Source organism: Chitinophaga polysaccharea (genome assembly GCF_902150045.1).
GTDB classification, from domain to species: Bacteria; Bacteroidota; Bacteroidia; order Chitinophagales; family Chitinophagaceae; genus Chitinophaga; species Chitinophaga polysaccharea_A.
The window spans coordinates 546,249-564,901 of the sequence record NZ_CABFVU010000004.1 but is presented as its reverse complement, the minus strand read 5'-3'; the positions used below and the strand labels follow the sequence as shown (position 1 = coordinate 564,901).

Genomic DNA, 18,653 nt, shown 5'->3' with positions numbered 1-18,653 from the left:
TTATGAAAACGAACAACAACACACTGCTATATATTTTGTTCATCGCTGTTTTTGCGATCCTGCTGCCGGCAGGTTACCTGTCGGGGCTTTTATCAGTGAACACCATTTCCGTATGGGGGCGTTATTTCTGCTTTGCCATTGCGGCGCTGGGCATAGACCTGATATGGGGTTATACCGGCATTCTCTCCATGTGCCAGGCTTTCTTCTTTTGCCTGGGCAGCTATGGCATTGCCATGCATTTGCTGCTGAAGAAAACCGCAACAGCCGGCGCTGTGCTGCCGGATTTTATGGCCTGGAATAAAATAGAAACACTACCCTTCTTCTGGCAGCCGTTCCAGTCGTTCGGCTGGTCGCTGGCATTATGCCTGCTGATCCCCGCGGTGTTTGCCTTTATTGTAGGCTTCGTATTATTCAGAAGCCGCATCAAAGGCGTGTACATGGCTATCATTACGCAGGCGCTTACACTGGCGATGTGGCTTATTTTCCTGCGGAATGAAACTAACCTGGGCGGTACTAACGGTCTTACCGATTTCAGCACCATCCTGGGTTTTCCCCTGTCTTCATCTTCCGTAAAACTGGGACTGTACATGATCTCCTTTGTCATATTATGCGGGGCCTATTTCTGTTGTTATAAGATCACGCATTCCAAGTTCGGGAAAGTATTGCAGGCCATCCGCGACAGTGAGTCCCGCGTGAGTTATACCGCTTACAAGGTAGTGGATTACAAGCTGGCCGTTTTCGTAGTGGCGGCACTGTTAGCCGCTGCGGGCGGTATGCTGTACCTTCCTCAAACCGGTATTATTACACCGGGGCGTATGGATGTAAAAGCATCGGTAGAAATGGTGATGTGGGTAGCGCTGGGCGGCAGGGGCAACCTGAAAGGCGCCGTGATAGGCGCTTTGCTGGTGAACTTCCTGTACAGCATCTGCACCAGTTTATTCCCTGATTCATGGTTGTTTATACTGGGCTTCCTGTTTGTAATCACGGTATTATATTTTGATAAAGGATTTATGGGATTGATAGATAGTATTAAACAGAGATTTTCCGCCACCCGGTTTAAAACACCTCAAACTACCCACTGATATGCTACTCAACGTAAACAACCTGTCGGTATCATTTGGCGGTGTGCATGCACTGAACCTGGATCATTTCAGCCTGCGCGATAAAGAACTGCGGGTGATCATTGGCCCTAACGGAGCGGGCAAGTCCACCTTCCTGGATATCATCTGCGGAAAAACAAAAGCAGACAAAGGAGAAATCACTTTCAACGGTAAATCCATTCTTGGCAAAACGGAAGTACAGATCGCTGAAGCCGGCATTGGCCGCAAGTTCCAGAAGCCCTCAGTATTTCCCGGGCTTTCGGTATACGACAACCTCCTGCTGGCCGCCAAAATGAAGAAAGACATCTTTTCTTCCCTCTTCTTCAAATCCACGCCGGCGCTGGCAGACCGGATACACAGTGTAGCGGTGAAGCTATCGCTCACCAATGTGATGTACAAGCTGGCCGGTGATCTTTCCCACGGGCAGAAACAATGGCTGGAAATTGCCATCGTGGTATTGCAGGATCCCACCCTGATGCTGATAGATGAACCCGCCGCCGGCATGAGCGATGAAGAAACAGAGAAAACCGGCGCACTGCTGCTGGAGCTGTCCAAAGCCCACAGTATTATTGTGATTGAACATGATATGAAATTTGTAGAACAGATAGCCAATGAACTGGTAACTGTGCTGGTTCGCGGCAAACGACTGATGGAAGGCACTTTCGCAGAAGTAAAGAACGACCAGCGGGTTATAGATTGTTATTTAGGCCGTACTAACGCTCAATTGGAAACATTATGATGAACACACCGGTTTTAGCTGTTAACAATATCTCCGCCGCTTACGGGCAGAGCATCATTTTGCGGGGTACCACCCTCGCGGTAAAGAAAGGCGCCGTTACCACGGTAATGGGCCGCAACGGCGTTGGGAAAACCACGCTGCTCAAAACCATCATGGGCTTACTTCCTGCACAGGAAGGCAGCATTGTTTTCAACAATGAGAACATTACCACATTGCCGCCGCATAAAAAAGCAAAAGCAGGTATCGCCTATGTGCCGCAGGGCAGGGAAATTATCCCGAAGCTAACGGTATACGAAAACCTGCAACTGGGGCTGGAAGCGCATCCCGACAGGAAGGCGAAGATCCCCGAAGAGGAGATCTATCACCTGTTTCCCATCCTGAAAGATTTCCGCAAACGCGCCGGCGGCAACCTCAGCGGGGGGCAGCAACAGCAGCTGTCTATTGCCCGTGCGCTGGTGAGCAATCCCTCCCTGCTGCTGCTCGATGAGCCTACAGAAGGCATACAGCCTTCCATTGCCCAGGAGATTGGCAGCATCCTGCAACAGCTGGTGCAGGAAAAAGGATTGTCTGTTTTACTGGTGGAACAGAAGATAGATTTTGCCAGCCAGGTAACGGACCATTACTATTTTATGGACCGTGGCCGGATGGTGATGGATGGCACCGCGGAAGAACTGAAACACACGGAGCTGGAAAAACATATCGCCGTATAGCTCCAGCAGGCAGGTTTTATTATCTTTAGCATTATGCATCCTGTATCCGAAGACAGAAGTATTTTTAAGATCTTCACCATCCTTTATGCGGTGGCGCTCACCACTATTGCATTATTGTCTGTATTCAGCCAGATCAAGATCCAGCAGGCGCTGAACCACCAGATGAACGATTCGCATGTGATCAATTTTGCGGCGAGGCTGCGCACTTATAGCCAGACCCTGAGCAAACTGGCGCTGCTGCTGGAATCGGGCCGCGACATAGAAGATAACCGGAAAGAATTTATCAATACGCTGAAACAGTGGCAGAAATCGCACGAAGGCTTACAGGCAGGCAGTAACTTCCTCAACCTGCCGGCCAACGACCAGGATGAACTGAGGCAGATGTTCGAGATCATCCGCACCCCTCACCAGGAGATATGGGATGCCGCCAGTAAAATGATCACGGTACTGTACCGCGATACAACCTTTAACGCGGCGCATATACGGCCTTACGTACAAACCATCCTGGCGTATGAGAAATCGTACCTGCTGGGCATGGAGCTGATCGTGTTCGACTACGACCGCTTTTCCAAGGAACGCATCCGTAACCTGAAAGAGATTGAATACATCGTACTGGGCCTGGTGCTGTTTACGCTGATGCTGGAGGCCGGTGTGATCTTCTATCCCCTCTCTACCCGTATCCGGAAAATTATCCGGGGTTTGGTAGATGCAGAAGAGCGGGCCCGTAAATTAACAGAGGAAGTGCAGCTGGCTAACCAGGAAAAATTACTGCGCCAGGAAATGGAACAACGCATCCGATCATATTCCATTATCAATGGGCAGGAGAAAGAGCGGAAACGCATTGCTGCTGAAATACACGACGGTATCGGGCAAATGCTTACCAGTTTGCGTATGAAACTGGAACAGATTGAAGACCGCAGCATGCAGCATGATCCCGAAATAGCCATGGTGAATACCATGATGTACAGCATCATCCATGAAACCAAGCGTATTTGCGCCGATCTGCTGCCCAGCGTACTGGAAGATTTCGGGCTAAGGGCTGCTATCGATGAGCTGATCAAACTATGCCGGCAAACGGCGCCGGGCATCAGTTTCCAGCTGGAAGAAACTTTATCGGCGGCGCCGCTGCCAAAGGAAGTTAAAACGGGCGTTTACCGTATCTTGCAGGAGGCATTGAACAATGCCATTAAACATGCAGACGCAGATACCATTGAAATAGATATTGACGGTACCGCCAACTTCCTGCAGTTAAGCGTGAGCGATAATGGCAAGGGTTTTCATTTCGACAGCCGCCAGCTCTACTCCACCGAGCAGGTCAAAAAAGTGAATGGCATCCGCAATATGAAAGAAAGGGCGGAATTACTGGGCGGTACGCTCCAGATCAATTCCCAACCTGGCACCGGAACAATTGTACAGTTGGCAATAACTTTTTAGCAATGAAAAAAACAGGCGTTTTTTTAGTAGATGATCATGAAATATTCCGGAACGGTCTTAAACAGCTCATCAACAGTGAAGCCGATATGGAAGTGATTGGAGAAGCCAGCAGCGGGGAAGATGCGCTACAACAATTAGCAGAAATCCGGCCCGATGTGATCATTATGGACATCCGCATGCCAGGGATGAACGGCCTGGAAACCAGCATCCACCTGCTGGAAAAAAATCCCAATGGCAGGATCCTCTTCTTTAGTTTATTTGACGAGCCCGACTACGTAGCCGCCGCCCTGGAAATGGGCGCCAGCGGTTATATCCTGAAAGATACCAGCAATAAAATATTCCTCAGCGCCATCCGCACCATTCACCAAGGCAGGTATTATTTCATTGGCGAAGTAAGCGACGTACTGGTAAAGAAATACCTCGATGCCCGGCAAACACCCGGTAATGGCGGCACCTCCGACATTTCCCTTTCCCGCCGGGAAGAACAGATCATGCGCATGATCAGCCAGGGACTTAATAATAAAGACATTGCCGAATCACTGAACATCAGCATCCGTACCATTGAGGCGCATCGTATGAATATCCTTCGCAAGTTCCAGGTGAACAGTATAGAGGAAGCCGTGGAATATTGTAGAACAAACGGGTTGCTGAAAGAGGAATAAGGGAACCGCTTGCCGCGGCTCCCTGCATAGATCTATTTTTTCCAGGTATTATCTTTTACATTGGCATCCATAAACAGGTTACCATCCAGCCGTACGGCGCTTACGTCCTTCTTCACTGCCAGCTCCAGCGTTGTAGTTTTGGTATTGGCTTTCCATACCGCAGGCGTTTGGTGAAAGGTAGCTTCGCTGCCATCCGCAAAGGTCACGATCACATCAAAGGGGATTGCAAACCCGCCGGTATTGGTAATTTTCACCGACAGGTGTTTCTTGTTTTGCATTACATCTGATAAAGTAAGATCGATGTAATTATAGCTGAAGAACCAGTTGTTCCAGAACCAGTCGAGGTTTTCACCGGCGGCCGTGTTGAAGGAATAAAAATAATCCCATGGGATGGGATGTTTACCATGCCAGTTGTCCATATAAGCATGCAGGCATTTTTTGAAGCGGGCATCTCCGAGCAGATCTTTCACCGCCAGGTAAGACAGGGATGCTTTGCCATAGGAGTTATTGCTGTAGCCCATTCCACTTACCTGGTTAGACATGGAAATAATAGGCTGGTCTTCTTCTGTGGAAGGATCGAAGATATACTTGGTAACCCTGAATTTTTTGTAGAAGTTATCCGCTGTTTCCTTTCCTTTTTCCGCAATGCCGATAAGATATTCAAAAGTGGTAGCCCAGCCTTCATCCATAAAGGCGTAGCGGCTTTCGTTGATGCCCATGTAGAAAGGGAACCAGGTATGCGCTATTTCATGGTCCTGCACCAGTTGTGCGAAACTGAGGTCGTCTCCCACAGAGCCATCGTTTACCATCATAGGGAATTCCATATCAGCAAAGCCCTGTACGGCGGTCATTACCGGGAAGGGATATGGCACGCCCGGCCAGTGACGGGAGAACCAGCTCAGGGCATTCTGTGAAAACGCTACCGAATGACGGAAGTCTGTTGCCGTATCATTATATGCCGCCTGTACGCTGGCGCGGCGCATGGTGCTACTGTCTACCACCACGCTGGAGGCATCCCATACATAATGATTACTGGCAGCGAAGGTAACATCCGCAATATGGACGGCCCTGAACTTCCAGGTGTTCCTATCCTGTTGCCGGGTCACTACTTTGCGTTGCATTTCATCGAGGGTAGCAATATGCATCACGTTATCGGCGGTATAGGATTGCTCCAGGCGTTTTGCAAACTCGGGCTGCAATACTTCTGAGGCATTGAGCAGGTTGCCCGTGCCCCATACCACGAAGTTCTTAGGCACGGTTACCGATACATTGTAGTCGTTGAAATCACTGTAGAACTCCACGCGGTCGGTATGATCCAGTCCGTCCCATCCGTTGTAGTCGTCGTACACCGATACGCGGGGATAAGCATAGGCCATAAACACGGAGGTGCTGTCCAGCATACCTTCCCGGCCGCTTTGTATGGAGAGGTCGTAGTGCCAGCGGATCTGCAGCTGCAGGCTGTCTTTCGGCTGCAACGGAGCCGGCAGCACTATATTCGTTACCGTGCCCACATCGTTATTGACCGGCAGCGCCACTCCGTTGGCGATCAGCGTATCGATGGTGATACCATCTGTCAGGAAGTTTTTGCTGGTATAGCCGGAGCGGGGCGACTGCGGCTTATGCAAATTCACGATCATACGGAGTAAAAAGCTTTTTAAAGCATTGGGGCTGTTGTTCACATAGCTGATTGTTTCACTGCCCGTCACTTTACGGTCCGGCGGGTTTACCGAGAGGTGGATATTGTATGTTCCCTTGTTCTGCCAGTAATTCTTCCCTGGTGCGCCGCTTTTGTCGCGGGTTCCGTTTGCATACGCCTGTTTGATATTACGGGGCATGTACAATTCCTGTGCTGATGTTATGGTGTTTGCACCCAATAACAACAGCAGGCTGTAAATAAGTTTGTTCATAAGCAATTGCTGGTTACGAACGCTAAAATTAGGGAAGTATGGGGAAACATCTTGCAGGATTTATGTAAACGGCAGGTTTTTAAAACCGGTCGATGCCTGTATCAAAAGCGAACATATTAAAACATCGGTAAAAGTATAAATTTGTTGTTATTAAAACATCCGGTTCCGGCATCATTTTCCGGGAACCTGTTAAAAATCGCGTTTGCATGCAGTTTAAAATTACTCTCCGTCATCTCTTAAAAAATAAAGGTTATACGGCTATTAATATTATTGGTCTTGCTGCCGGCATGGCTGTTACCTTACTGATTGGCCTGTGGATATGGGATGAAGTGACCTTTAACCACTGGCATGAACGGCATGACCGGCTGGCGCAGGTAATGGATGTGCAGGAAATCAACGGGGAAAGCATTACCGGCGAGGCCATTGCCATTCCCTTGGCAGAAGAACTGCGCAATAATTATGCTGGCGATTTTAAACGGGTGGCTATTGTGTACCCCAACTTCACACATACCATTGCCGCGGGTGATAAGAAGCTGTCGCAATCCGGCGTATGGGCCAGTCCCGATTTCCCTGAAATGCTGACCCTGAAGATGGTACATGGTAAAAGGAATGCGCTGAAAGACCCCACTGCCGTGATCATTAACCAATCGCTGGCCACGTCATTATTCGGCAGCGCCGATCCTATGGGAAAGGCTATCCGTATGGATAACCGTACCGACCTGCAGGTGGGTGGCGTGTATGAGGATTTGCCGCAAAGCACAGCGTTTTACGGCACACAGCTGTTCCTGCCCTGGGACCGTGCCGTGAGCACCATTCCCTGGCTGAAAGATGAAGTATCCAAATGGGACACCCATTACTGGAAATTGTTCGTGGAGCTGAACGGGGATATTGATATAAACAAAGCCAGTGCAAAGATCAGTGGCGTAGTACAGCAGCATGTGAAAACCGGCAAAGAAACGCTGTTGCTGCATCCCATGAACAGGTGGCATTTATACAACGAGTTTAAGAATGGCCGGGTAAGCGGCGGGCGTATACGCCTGGTATGGCTGTTTGGCATTACAGGCGCAATGGTATTGTTGCTGGCCTGTATCAATTTTATGAACCTCTCAACCGCCAGAAGCGCAAAGCGAGCTAAGGAAACGGGGATCCGCAAAGCCATTGGCGCTACCAGGGTACAACTGATCCGGCAATTTCTAAGCGAATCCCTGCTCCTCTCCTTTTTATCGTTTGCATTGGCAGCAGGCCTGGTGTGGTGGCTGTTGCCGTTGTTTAACCGGATCACTGAAAAGCAGATAGTTATCCCTTTCCATTTGCCGGGACTGTGGGCCACCTGCATCGGGTTTACCCTGCTTACCGGTTTGCTGGCCGGCAGTTATCCTGCATTTTATTTATCATCTTTCCGGCCGGTAAAAATATTAAAGGGCGGATTTACCGCCGGCCGTTTTTCGCTGCTTCCCCGCAATGCGCTGATGGTATTGCAGTTCAGTGTATCCATTGCACTGATCATCGGAACGGTGATTGTATACCAGCAGATCCGGTATGCGAAGAACCGTCCTGTAGGTTACAGCCGGGAAGGACTGATTAACCTTACCATGAACACCCCTGAAATGTTTGGTGCGCCTTACAACGAATTACGTGCAGCATTGCTGGAAAGCGGCGCGGTAGCAGATATGGCCAAGGCCTCGCACCCTACTACTGAAAACCCCGGCAATATTGATGATCTGAACTGGGAGGGCAAGGTACCCGGCGTGGCGGCGCCAATAGGTTTTGTAACCGTTTCGCATGATTATGGTCATACCATTGGCTGGCAAATTAAAGAGGGGCGCGACTTTTCCCGGAGCTTCCCTACCGACACAGGCGCGCTCATTTTAAATGAAGCGGCGGTAAAGCTCACCGGGTTTCAGCATCCCATCGGTAAAATTATACAGGCCGGGGGTGAGCCGCATATGATTGTTGGCGTGGTGAAAGATATGGTAATGGCATCTCCCTATACACCTGTTCAACCGGTTATATACAGCCTGCAATATGGCGTGTATAACGCCCTTACGGTAAGGGTGAACCCGGCAATGCCATTAAGGACGGCGCTTGCGGGTATTGCCGGCGTATTCAAAAAATTTAACCCCGAGGGGCCTTTTGATTTTACTTTTACAGATGAGTTGTATGCGAAGAAGTTTTCTGATGAGGAGCGCATTGCGCGACTGACCACTGTATTTGCCGTGCTGGCTGTTTTCATTTCCTGCCTGGGTATCCTGGGGCTAGCGGCTTTCCTGGCAGAACAGCGTACCAAAGAAATAGGCATCCGCAAAGTGATGGGCGCCACTGTGTCCGGCATACTGTTGCTGCTATCAAGGGATTTTGTGAAGCTGGTGCTGATCGCTTTATTGGTAGCCACGCCGCTTACCTGGTATTTTATGAAGATGTGGCTGGATCATTATGCTTATCATACCCCGGTATCGGTATGGCTGTTTATTGCCACTGGCGCGGGTACTGTTCTTGTTACACTGCTGACGGTGGGTTACCAGTCGGTTAAAGCCGCGCTGATGAACCCGGTGAAGAGTTTACGGACGGAGTAAGGGTTAATTCAGCGCTGCGCCCCGGCTGTATTTTCTCCGGTATTCCAGCGGGGTATTGTGTGTGGCCAGTTTGAAACGGCGCACAAAGTCAATGGGAGACAGTCTTCATAGCATTTTGTGTTTGTCACAACGCAAATTTAACCTATTCCCGTGGCACAAACACCCCCTAAATTAGTCGCATTCACACACGCTCTTTTACATTTTAACACCGGAGATTTGTAGTACATTAAAATCGTAAAAATCATGAGTACTCCTGTAACGACTGGTTTTAAAGATAGTGCTGTTAAACCCGGTCCCTCACACAAAGTTGTATCTTCTGAAGAATGGCAGGAAGCCAGGAAAAAGTTCCTTCAGAAAGAGAAAGAATATACCCGTTTAAGAGATGAGCTTACCCGTGAGCGTATGGCATTACCCTGGGAAAAAGTGGAGAAGGATTATGTATTTGAAGGCCCTGAAGGCAAGGTAACTCTTTCCGATCTTTTTGAAGGCCGCAGCCAGCTGATCATCCAGCATTTTATGTTTGGCCCTGATGAAGAAGTGGGTTGCGTAGGCTGCTCTTTTGCTGCAGACTCCATTAACGGTGTGTTGCCCCACCTGGAGCATCATGATGTATCATTAGCGGTAGTATCGCGCGCGCCGCTGGCTACGCTGGAAGCGTTCCGTAAGCGTATGGACTGGCATTTCAAATGGGTATCTTCCGGTGAAAGCGATTTCAATTACGATTACCATGTATCATTTCACCCGGAGGAGCTGGAGAAAGGAAAAGTATTTTATAACTATAGCGTGGTAGAAAATTTGCCGAAGAATATGGAAGATCTCCCGGGGCTGAGTGTATTTTATAAAGATGAGAACGGCGATATTTATCATACATATTCTACTTATGGCCGTGGTGGCGAATTACAGCTAGCCACCTACAATTACCTGGATATAGCGCCATTTGGGCGTAACGAAACGAATGACCACGGGGATTTAACTTCCTGGGTAAGGCATCACGACAAATACGATGAGAAAGGGCATGTAGACAATACCGGCAGGTATCATAAGGAAAAGACGCCGGGTTCCTGTTGTTCTGAAGACTAATCATCATGAAAACACATTGTTCCTGCGGCGCTGCTACGGGCAGCAGCGATCGCAAAACAACCGCCACGCAATCCACCGGTCCGCTTACTTTCCGGCAACGCTTTGTAAAGGGAGTACGATGGCTGATACCGGGCATCACCCTTGTACTGCTGCCAAAGTGCCCGGTTTGTCTCGCTGCCTATGTAGCGCTGGGTACAGGAATCGGGTTGTCTGTAACCGCTGCCACATGGCTGAGATCGGGACTGGTGGTGTTGTGTGTGGGCTCCTTGTTTTACCTGGCGGTAAACCGGATGATGGCCTACCGGAAACGGCGGCAGTCAGCCTCTTAATTCAAGGTCAAACAACATCAGCTCATTCACTTCTCCCGGTGGAAGAATAGTGCCCTGCAGGGTAAATCCTGAGCGTTCCAGCAAACGCACCGACCGGTGATTATCCTGCTGTGTGATGGCAAACAAGCGGGGGAACGGCAGTTCCTGACGGGAATAGTTAATGGTACCTGTAGCCGCTTCATAAGCATAGCCCTGCCCTTCAAAGGCCGGCAGGAAAGCAAATCCCAGGTCGGGCTGCTCCAGGTATTTTCTTTTAAACAGTCCACAGATACCAATAGGCGCCCCTGTTTCCTTTAACACTACTACCCAGGCGCCATAACCCTGTTCTGTGTACAGGCGTAACAGGTTGTTCATGATATAGCGCTGTGCATCTTCCAGGGTACGGATATGGCGGTCGCCGATATACTGCAGCCAGGAAGGCGTGTTCAGCAATTCAAGCACAAATGCATCGTCCGCAGCCGCAAATGTGCGAACCTGCAGCCGCGGCGTTTCGAATAGAACTTTCATGCTTTCAAAATAAAATTTTCCCGTGAAGGGAACAAACCGGATTTGCGGAGCAGGGCCTATTCCTTGCCTCTGAGCCGCTCCAGTTGCCGAAGATAGTCGTACTGCAGGTCCTCATGCAGGGTAGCCACTGTTTTGGTGATCTTCTTCACCTGCTGATCATAAAGATTGTTCAGCTGAATGCTATAGGAAGATAATAAACCGGATAATTTCATCTTTGTACAGAAATAAATCAGCAGTTCCACCTCGGCAGGTTTGGAGCCGGTATAACGTATATGCTTGTTCGTTATACGCAGGATTTTCCTCAGCCGTTTTTTGGCGTGATATAATTTATCGCCGGCCATCTCAATAAATCCATTATCAATTTCTTCTTTTACAGCGCCTATATAGCCCTCTTCGTTGTGCGCTTCAAACAGCAGGTAGGTAAGCAGTTCCTTGTTATCGTTCTTAAATTTGGCAAGGCGCAGGCATAAGGCCTGCAGTTCTGCCGGAGGCAGAGTTGTTAATTCTTTTTTTATATCGCTGATACTGGCTGCTTTCATAATCCGTTTAATGCTGATGGCGAAGATACTACCTATTCCGCAGCATGCACGCCACGGCCACTATCTTTACGCTCCAGCCAGGAAGTGAATACGGTGTAAAATACTGCCACAATAATAGCGCCTTTGAACATACCAGTAAATCCCCATGCCGCCATACCTCCAATTACACCGAGGAATAATACCAGGAAGGGCAATTTACCGCTGCGGGCAATGAGCAAAGGTTTCAGGATCGCTTCCCCTATCAGCATAGCGGCGCCGTAAATGATAAGAAAGAGCGTCATACCAGTATGCCCCTGCATGGCCATCCAGATAATCAGAGGGATCCATACCGCGAGCGGGCCTATCTGTATCACCACCAGGAAAAAAACGAGCGCTGCCAACCCCAGGGCAAAGGGGATGCCGGCAATTTTAAGCCCTATAAACGCCACCACTCCTGTAATGAAGGCAGTGCCCATTACGCCTATCGATACGCCCTTTATAGCCATGGTGGTAGCATTCAAAAGGCTCGCGCCGTCTTTATGCCCCAACAGGTGCTGGGCGGTAGCCCTGATGGGTTTCACCGCCTTCTCTCCTCCCACCAGGAAAAACGCTGAAATGATAATACCGATGATCAGCTGCCCCGCAGCTCCAAGAATGCCCGCACCACTGCTGATAATGTGATGCAACACCATTCTCACCTGTTGCTCATGGATATTAGTGGATAATGTTTCCCGCGGACTTTCCTGCAAATGTTCCCAGAAATCAGTGATATCGCTGCCAATGTAAGGCATGCTTACCAGCCACTCCGGCAGCTCCGGGAGGCCATTTTCCTTCACATCGCCGATCCAGTGGATAGCTTCCCTGATATGCCCGCTGAGGGCCGCAATGAAATAAGTAACAGGCAACGCTATAATGGCTACTAACGCCAGCGCATATATGGTAGCGGCCAGCTTACGCCTGCCATTGAGCCATATCACCATACGCTCAAACAGGTGATGAAAGGAAACAGAAAAGATCAGCGCAAAAGTAAGGACCCCGAAAAACAGTCGCAGCACATCATAAAGGGCCAGCAATAAAGCCAGCAACAACAACAGCACCAGGATAGATTCAATCATATTTTTGGAGGCAGGACGAAGATGGTTCATACGGGCGGTATTTTATACAGGTTTCTCCCTAAATATACTTAAAACCTTCTTCTTATCCGCTCCTATGCCAGCGACAGGCGCATAAAGCCCAGTACTTCTTCATTGATATCTTCCGGGAGATACATACGGAAGTGATGATTAAACTGCCGGAGCCTGCCCGGTACCGCGCTATTTTCTGGAAGCATAAATTATCAGGATGGGAGTTTTCAAAGGGGAACACAATGTGCACAAAATTCTTTCCCAGCTGGGTAACCCATGCATGAAGCGCTTAACAAGAAAGGCCAGATACGCTTAAATATGACCCTCACAACACAATAAAATTGGACTCCACAACAAAACCCGTCATGCTCAGATCGCTGATCTTTGTACCAGGTTACAGGCCAACGAAACGACCCTTTCTCAAAACTTTTTTTCGGAAAAGGCAAACTTTAACAGGGATTAAACTTTAAAATTCAGGAATAAAATGAACAATCAAACAGTACTAGTAACCGGGGGGACCGGCTTTTTAGCTGTCAATATTATTTTACAGTTATTACAAAAAGGCTTTAAGGTTAATACAACGCTTCGCTCTTTGAATCGGAAAGAAGAAATCATAAACGCTTTAAGAGAAGGCGGTATTACAGACGTTGAGCGTCTTTCATTTTTTGAAGCAGACCTGTTATCTGATAAAGGATGGGATGAAGCCACACAGGGCTGCACTTATGTTTTGCATGTTGCGTCTCCGTTTATTGCAGAAGAACCCGGGGATGAAAATGATCTGATCATTCCGGCACGGGACGGAGCATTACGCGCATTGAAAGCAGCCAGGCGTGCAGGTGTAAAACGTGTAGTGCTTACTTCATCATTTGCAGCTATCGGTTACAGCACAGCTGCCAAAGGTCATATTTTTACGGAAGAAGACTGGACAGATGAGAAAGCGCCGGTCCGCGCTTATATCAAATCTAAAACCATTGCTGAAAAAGCTGCCTGGAATTTTATTAAAACCGGGAATAGTGATTTGGAATTAACCGTTATTAACCCGGTTGGGATTTTCGGGCCAATTATCGGGGGTATATCGTCTGCTTCATTGGATACTATTATCAAAGGGATCCTGGACGGTACAGTCAGAGAAAATGCGCCATTTACATTTGGAGTGGTGGACGTGCGCGATGCTGCGGATATTCATATCAAAGCTATGCTACACCCCGATGCCGCCGGGCAACGTTTTCTGGCAACATCAGCAGGATCAATGAGTTTTTATGATGTAGCAGCGTTAATTAAAAAAGAACGCTCACAGCTGGCTGGTAACATTGCTTCAATGCAGCCGACTCCTATAGAAGACTATATTGTGATGTCCAACAAAAAAGCGGTGGAAACGCTCAATTGGCATCCGTATGATAAGGAGGTTGCGATACTGGCCAGCGTGGATAGTTATAACCTGATTAATGCTTAATTTACATTCTATTACTATAGAATATAAAATGAAAGTAAATAATATCCAGTCCTGTCACCTTGGCCCGGAAATATCCCCTGAAAAGTTTATACCGGAACATTATTTTCTTTATCTGCTCAGAGGGTCTATGAAGGCTTATGATGGCGGCAAACACTATAATATGAAACCGGGCGATTATTTTATCGCCCGGAAAAATCATTTGGTTCGTTATACCAAATACAAAGACCATGACGAATTTGAGAAAATAATCATTACACTCGACGAATCATTTTTAAAGCAGTTCCTGGAACGTCATCCTTATGAATCGGTGACAGCGGATACCAACGACTCATTCCTTTTCATACCGGAAAATAGGTTGATCAAAAGCTTTATACGTTCATTGGTGCCTTATTACAAGGGAGACTTAGAGCTTGATGAAACTTTTGCGGATATAAAGAGAGAAGAACTGCTGTTGATCTTACTGAAATCACAACCAGACCTGGCCAATATTTTTTTCAACTTCGGCATTATTGATAAAATCAACCTGGAGGAATATATGAACCGGAATTTCAGGTTCAATGTCAATCTGGAGAAATTTGCTTACCTCACCGGAAGGAGTTTATCATCGTTTAAAAGAGACTTTCGAAAAATATTTGGAACTACGCCTGGAATCTGGCTGAAGAAAAAACGGTTGGAGGAGGCTTATTTTAAAATAAGCAAACAAAATCAGCGGCCAGGCGATGTGTATCTGGAAGTCGGTTTTGAAGACCTGTCTCATTTCTCTTTTGTTTTTAAAAAAGAGTTTGGGGATTCTCCTAATGAAGTATACAAAGCATCCAGGAAAAACGTTAAGGTTAACAGTATTCAAAATGATTAGATAAGATCTGCCCTGAATATAATACTGATGAATGCCTAAAATAAGCCGGCCTCAAAAGGCCGGCCGTCATATCAGATCGAATAATAAACAATTAACTTCTTTATTGTATCACCACCGCTTTTACCAAACGCCGTCCACTGGTATGCGTTGCTTCCAGTAAATAATATCCTGGCAACACTTTATTGCCCCATTGCAACGTTACCGGTGTACGCTTATCCGTTACATTTACCGTAGCAGTATACACTGGCTGGTTTATGTAATTCAACAGGCGCAGCTGGTACCTGCCGGCAGGGCCATCCCTGAACTGCAGCAGCACACGGCCTGCGGTTACCGGGTTCGGATATACGAAAATATCACCAGCGGGCGGGGCTTTTATGAAGGCGGTGGAATATACCGTGTCTGAAGAGGTGGCAGTTTTATTGCCATCCACCGTAGTAACAGTGATAACGGCCACGCCGGCGCTCTTTGCTTTTACTTTGCCCGTGCTGTCGACCGTAGCTATGGCCGTATTGCTGGAGCTCCATACCTTAGCTTTGTTGGTAGCCTTTGCCGGCAGGATAGTGGCGGTTAACTGCAAGGAGGAATCCACCTTTATACGGGCCGATACCGGCGTTACACTCACACTGGCTACATCTACCTTACCAAAAACATACAGCTCGTGTATGGACCAGTAATTGCCTTTGGCGCCGGTTTGCACTATTTTGATATACCTGCCGGTTTTATCCGTGAAAGCGGCCAGTGTCATGCCGGTGTTGCCTACGCCGGTGGCAATGGGGCTGCCCCAATTTATGCCGTCGCCGGATGTGTATATGCTGTAGCCGGCAGGCGAATCGTCCGGGCTGCCTGTTACATCCAGCACAATAGCGTGAAAAGTATTTACCGTTTTCATATCTACGGTAAATGTTTGCCCGTTCACCTGGGAGCCTTGTGTATCCCAGCGGGTGACGGCATTGCTGTCCAGCGCATTCTGCGCGCTGCCGCTGTTCACGGATGCGGTGGCCGTCCAGCCCTGGCGGTCCATAGCGCCCACTATGGAAACGCCCCAGATATTGCCGAGGTTATTTTTCCATAAAGCGGCGGTGTTGGTTGATAGCTGGGTACTGTCGATGATGGAGGAGCGTGCCGACAAATGCGGGCCTGCGCCTGTATTCAGCAGCGACCCTACAGACCAGATGGCAGAGTTGTGCACATTCAGCGAGCCATTGCTGATATTAGCCCATCTTAACTGGCCCGGATGATGGAAGTTTGCCTGCTGCATGTTAATAGTGCCACCATTCATGATAAGCCCTTTGCCGGGGTTGCCCCAGTAGTCGGAGTTAAAGAAGGTGGAAGCGCCGGTATAAGTGGGTTGCGTGGAAATATACGTAGTAGTGGTATCCCCATACCCTACTACCTGTGTATTGATAAAGTCCATACCACTGCCGGAAGAACCTTCAAAGCGCATGCTGTTGCGGGAGCCATCAATACCTAATCCCAGGCTTAAACCAGATGGACCGCTGCCGTTTTCAGACTTTAATACAATACCACTGTGGGAACCGAACACAAAATCGTTGTACAATATTTCGCCCTGGCAATTGCCCAGCGTGAGGAAATCGAGGTTGGCATAATTGTAATCATATGCGCCGGAATTGTTGCCGGTGGGCGAGTTGGGCCAGCTGCCAAACTTTGATTCTGCACCTGCCGCATATACAATGGTATTGAACTGGAGATTATAAATTTTGCCTCCGGCAGAATTTCCTCCAACGCGAATGCCGTTTTTAAATACGTGCCCTGCAACGAAGTCGAGGTAATGGTTATCGCATTTATAGGTGAACAGATCGATGCCGCTGTAAGTGGCGCGCATACCTACATTCACAATATAGGCATCGCTGCCGGTTACCTGTATCAGGTAGGGATAGGCCGGTGCATTTGGCAGATTGGAATACACCTGCTCCGGGTAATTGAAGGTCATTCCCCTGACACCACTATTGGCAGATAGTTTGAGGAAAGGTGCGCCCGCTGCGTTGTTCTTATCTGCATACACTTCTATAATACTACCAGGCCCCATAGGCACCGAGCTAAGATCGGACGCTCCTTTCAACTCCACGCCGGAAGGCACTGTAAGATGCCCGGTTACCTTGTATTTCCCTGGGGACAGGAACACGATACCGCCTCCATCCTGAGATGCCTTGTTGAGCGCCGACTGCAGGGCCGTGGTATTATCTGTAGTACCATCGGCCACAGCATTGAAAGGCGCTTTGGTGGCAACATACAATACGGCCCTCGACGGCTTCTTCGTTTCACTGCTTACATCCGGGAATACAGGTAATGGTTTCAGCGTAAGCGGCGTATGATCAATGGTGCTGGTGTAGAGCGAATTGTTCTGGATATTCACCCCCTTGGAGAAACGGTTACCGGTGATGATGCCCCTGGAATTATTGCCCAGCATAATCTGCGGCTGGTTGTTGTTGAAATCATTGTCGGATGCCAGGAGCGTGCCGCCGCCGATATCTACTTTTCCTTTGGTGATGGTGCATTGCTCCATCATGGTTCGTGTAGTGGAGGAAGGATCTACAGTAAGGCCGTTCAGTGTTCCGCCCAATGTGCAGGTGTGGAACTGCGCGGTGCCGGAAGTACCGGAAGCAATGGCTACCCCGGTTTCGCAGGAAACTGTATTACAACGGGCAAACATGATACCGTCTGAGCTTACCACTTCCAGGTAAATACCGGTTTTACAATTGGTGAAGGTCATGCCGTAATTATGTCCATTGGGAATAGAGCCAACGGTAGCAAGCGAAGGGGCTGCATGAAATCCCTTGTTGTATCCTTCAATATTTACGAAACAGGTGTACGACCAGTCGTTTCTTCTCATTACAATACCGGTACCGTTCTGGTAAATCCAGCCTTCAAAGGAGCTGCCGGCAGCGGGTGCGTTGGCAAGACCAGAGCCCGACCAATATGCAGGAGAAAAATCGATGCTTTCCATATGCCCTACATCCGCAATGTTATCTATTTCAATACCACGGGAAAGCGGTGTGCCATAAAGACCGTTGATAATGGGGCAGCTACCGCCGTTGACACGGGAAAACACGACCCCGCTGTAGGCGTTCACAAAAGTTACGTTCTTGGTGTTACAGTAGTCGTTGCCAAAATAATTGGGCTTACCAAACAGGATAGCCGGCGGATAAGGTGTGATACTGCCAGGCAACTGTTCAGGGTACCAGATAGCCATATCCATTACTGCGGAAGAGGGCTCCATGGTAATAAAGGCTGCTGCATTTTCGTCACCCCGGCCAGCATAGGCCATGAGGATGGTGCCGGTGACCGGCTGTCCTTTTACGGGCTTCTGCCATTCCCCGCGGATGGTAACGCCTTTGGGGATCACCAGGTTGCCGCTGATTTTGTATTTGCCCTGGGGCACAAACAGCGTACCGCCCCCGAGGATACGCAGGGTGTCGAGCCTGTTCTGGAAAATGGCTGTTACATCGGTAACACCGTCGCCGGTGGCGCCGTAATTGGCTACATTGTAAGCTGCCACAAAAGCATCTTTTGTAGGGTACAATGGATTAATCAGTTGCCATGTTTGCGCGGTTACCTGTATAAAAGGCAACAGGACAAAAACAAAAAGCAGCATACAGATTCTGGGAGGGTTGTGTAAGATAGTTTTCATACGCGGATTAAG

General features: G+C 48.6%; 16 protein-coding genes. 10 read left to right on the top strand and 6 right to left on the bottom strand.

Features of this window, described 5'->3' with window-relative positions:
• The first annotated feature begins 2 nt into the window (after nucleotides 1–2).
• From urtC to FN124_RS27000, 5 genes are read left to right on the top strand one after another with little or no spacing between them, the layout of a single operon-like run.
• Entirely contained in the window at nucleotides 3–1,082 is a 1,080-nt protein-coding gene (gene urtC / locus FN124_RS27020) for an urea ABC transporter permease subunit UrtC (RefSeq protein ID WP_142687895.1), read from the top strand.
• 1 nt (nucleotide 1,083) lies between these two features.
• Nucleotides 1,084–1,839 carry an urea ABC transporter ATP-binding protein UrtD gene (gene urtD, locus FN124_RS27015; protein ID WP_142687894.1) on the top strand — a complete coding sequence of 252 codons (756 nt, stop codon included), beginning with the start codon at nucleotides 1,084–1,086 and terminating at the stop codon, nucleotides 1,837–1,839.
• Nucleotides 1,836–2,549, top strand: a complete 714-nt coding sequence (urtE, locus tag FN124_RS27010) for an urea ABC transporter ATP-binding subunit UrtE (protein ID WP_221887923.1) — start codon at nucleotides 1,836–1,838, stop codon at nucleotides 2,547–2,549. Before urtD ends, urtE begins: the two co-directional genes overlap by 4 nt.
• Before the next feature lie 33 nt (nucleotides 2,550–2,582).
• The gene (locus FN124_RS27005; RefSeq protein ID WP_142687893.1) at nucleotides 2,583–3,983 is read left to right on the top strand and encodes an ATP-binding protein; all 1,401 of its coding nucleotides are present in this window, start codon (nucleotides 2,583–2,585) and stop codon (nucleotides 3,981–3,983) included.
• Nucleotides 3,984–3,985: 2 nt separating this feature from the next.
• On the top strand, nucleotides 3,986–4,645 hold the full coding sequence (locus tag FN124_RS27000) for a response regulator (protein WP_142687892.1): 660 nt from the start codon (nucleotides 3,986–3,988) through the stop codon (nucleotides 4,643–4,645).
• Between the two features lie 32 nt (nucleotides 4,646–4,677).
• On the opposite strand, the gene FN124_RS26995 is transcribed toward FN124_RS27000, so the two are convergent.
• Nucleotides 4,678–6,552, bottom strand: coding sequence for a M1 family metallopeptidase (locus tag FN124_RS26995; RefSeq protein ID WP_142687891.1), 1,875 nt, complete (start codon nucleotides 6,550–6,552; stop codon nucleotides 4,678–4,680).
• A 206-nt stretch (nucleotides 6,553–6,758) separates the two neighbouring features.
• Between FN124_RS26995 and FN124_RS26990 the strand changes: the two genes are divergently transcribed.
• The 3 genes from FN124_RS26990 (at nucleotide 6,759) to FN124_RS26980 (ending at nucleotide 10,534) form a co-directional block, all read left to right on the top strand.
• On the top strand, nucleotides 6,759–9,125 hold the full coding sequence (locus tag FN124_RS26990) for an ABC transporter permease (protein WP_142687890.1): 2,367 nt from the start codon (nucleotides 6,759–6,761) through the stop codon (nucleotides 9,123–9,125).
• Between the two features lie 243 nt (nucleotides 9,126–9,368).
• Nucleotides 9,369–10,205 carry a DUF899 domain-containing protein gene (locus FN124_RS26985; RefSeq protein WP_142687889.1) on the top strand — a complete coding sequence of 279 codons (837 nt, stop codon included), beginning with the start codon at nucleotides 9,369–9,371 and terminating at the stop codon, nucleotides 10,203–10,205.
• 5 nt (nucleotides 10,206–10,210) lie between these two features.
• Nucleotides 10,211–10,534 carry a hypothetical protein gene (locus FN124_RS26980; RefSeq protein ID WP_142687888.1) on the top strand — a complete coding sequence of 108 codons (324 nt, stop codon included), beginning with the start codon at nucleotides 10,211–10,213 and terminating at the stop codon, nucleotides 10,532–10,534.
• Here FN124_RS26980 and FN124_RS26975 read toward each other — a convergent pair.
• The 4 genes from FN124_RS26975 to FN124_RS31560 all read right to left on the bottom strand — a co-directional run bounded on the left by FN124_RS26975 (nucleotide 10,523) and on the right by FN124_RS31560 (nucleotide 12,889).
• Nucleotides 10,523–11,041, bottom strand: a complete 519-nt coding sequence (locus tag FN124_RS26975) for a GNAT family N-acetyltransferase (protein WP_142687887.1) — start codon at nucleotides 11,039–11,041, stop codon at nucleotides 10,523–10,525. The two genes, FN124_RS26980 and FN124_RS26975, sit on opposite strands and share 12 nt — an antisense overlap.
• A gap of 56 nt (nucleotides 11,042–11,097) precedes the next feature.
• Complete coding sequence (locus FN124_RS26970) at nucleotides 11,098–11,580, bottom strand: hypothetical protein (RefSeq protein ID WP_142687886.1); 483 nt, start codon at nucleotides 11,578–11,580, stop codon at nucleotides 11,098–11,100.
• Between the two features lie 32 nt (nucleotides 11,581–11,612).
• Nucleotides 11,613–12,704: an AI-2E family transporter gene (locus FN124_RS26965; RefSeq protein WP_142687885.1), complete on the bottom strand. Its 1,092-nt coding sequence runs from the start codon at nucleotides 12,702–12,704 to the stop codon at nucleotides 11,613–11,615.
• Between the two features lie 62 nt (nucleotides 12,705–12,766).
• On the bottom strand, nucleotides 12,767–12,889 hold the full coding sequence (locus tag FN124_RS31560) for a hypothetical protein (RefSeq protein WP_260607593.1): 123 nt from the start codon (nucleotides 12,887–12,889) through the stop codon (nucleotides 12,767–12,769).
• Nucleotides 12,890–13,167: 278 nt separating this feature from the next.
• Here FN124_RS31560 and FN124_RS26955 point away from each other — a divergent pair, with 278 nt between their 5' ends.
• Together FN124_RS26955 and FN124_RS26950 are read left to right on the top strand one after the other, a co-directional pair.
• Entirely contained in the window at nucleotides 13,168–14,136 is a 969-nt protein-coding gene (locus tag FN124_RS26955) for an SDR family oxidoreductase (RefSeq protein ID WP_142687884.1), read from the top strand.
• A complete protein-coding gene (locus tag FN124_RS26950; protein ID WP_312847241.1) occupies nucleotides 14,129–14,992 on the top strand; it encodes a helix-turn-helix domain-containing protein in 864 nt (287 codons plus the stop codon). The genes FN124_RS26955 and FN124_RS26950 overlap by 8 nt, the downstream gene beginning before the upstream one ends.
• A gap of 100 nt (nucleotides 14,993–15,092) precedes the next feature.
• On the opposite strand, the gene FN124_RS26945 is transcribed toward FN124_RS26950, so the two are convergent.
• On the bottom strand, nucleotides 15,093–18,641 hold the full coding sequence (locus FN124_RS26945; protein WP_142687883.1) for a glycosyl hydrolase family 28-related protein: 3,549 nt from the start codon (nucleotides 18,639–18,641) through the stop codon (nucleotides 15,093–15,095).
• Nucleotides 18,642–18,653 lie beyond the last annotated feature (12 nt).

Coding starts and splice junctions, on each gene's coding strand:
- urtE (WP_221887923.1), top strand. CDS start 1,836: ATGATGAACACACCGGTTTTAGCTGTTAACAATATCTCCGCCGCTTAC.
- FN124_RS27000 (WP_142687892.1), top strand. CDS start 3,986: ATGAAAAAAACAGGCGTTTTTTTAGTAGATGATCATGAAATATTCCGG.
- FN124_RS26955 (WP_142687884.1), top strand. CDS start 13,168: ATGAACAATCAAACAGTACTAGTAACCGGGGGGACCGGCTTTTTAGCT.
- FN124_RS26985 (WP_142687889.1), top strand. CDS start 9,369: ATGAGTACTCCTGTAACGACTGGTTTTAAAGATAGTGCTGTTAAACCC.
- FN124_RS26950 (WP_312847241.1), top strand. CDS start 14,129: ATGCTTAATTTACATTCTATTACTATAGAATATAAAATGAAAGTAAAT.
- FN124_RS27005 (WP_142687893.1), top strand. CDS start 2,583: ATGCATCCTGTATCCGAAGACAGAAGTATTTTTAAGATCTTCACCATC.
- FN124_RS26995 (WP_142687891.1), bottom strand. CDS start 6,552: ATGAACAAACTTATTTACAGCCTGCTGTTGTTATTGGGTGCAAACACC.
- FN124_RS31560 (WP_260607593.1), bottom strand. CDS start 12,889: ATGCTTCCAGAAAATAGCGCGGTACCGGGCAGGCTCCGGCAGTTTAAT.
- urtD (WP_142687894.1), top strand. CDS start 1,084: ATGCTACTCAACGTAAACAACCTGTCGGTATCATTTGGCGGTGTGCAT.
- FN124_RS26945 (WP_142687883.1), bottom strand. CDS start 18,641: ATGAAAACTATCTTACACAACCCTCCCAGAATCTGTATGCTGCTTTTT.
- FN124_RS26975 (WP_142687887.1), bottom strand. CDS start 11,041: ATGAAAGTTCTATTCGAAACGCCGCGGCTGCAGGTTCGCACATTTGCG.
- urtC (WP_142687895.1), top strand. CDS start 3: ATGAAAACGAACAACAACACACTGCTATATATTTTGTTCATCGCTGTT.
- FN124_RS26970 (WP_142687886.1), bottom strand. CDS start 11,580: ATGAAAGCAGCCAGTATCAGCGATATAAAAAAAGAATTAACAACTCTG.
- FN124_RS26965 (WP_142687885.1), bottom strand. CDS start 12,704: ATGAACCATCTTCGTCCTGCCTCCAAAAATATGATTGAATCTATCCTG.
- FN124_RS26980 (WP_142687888.1), top strand. CDS start 10,211: ATGAAAACACATTGTTCCTGCGGCGCTGCTACGGGCAGCAGCGATCGC.
- FN124_RS26990 (WP_142687890.1), top strand. CDS start 6,759: ATGCAGTTTAAAATTACTCTCCGTCATCTCTTAAAAAATAAAGGTTAT.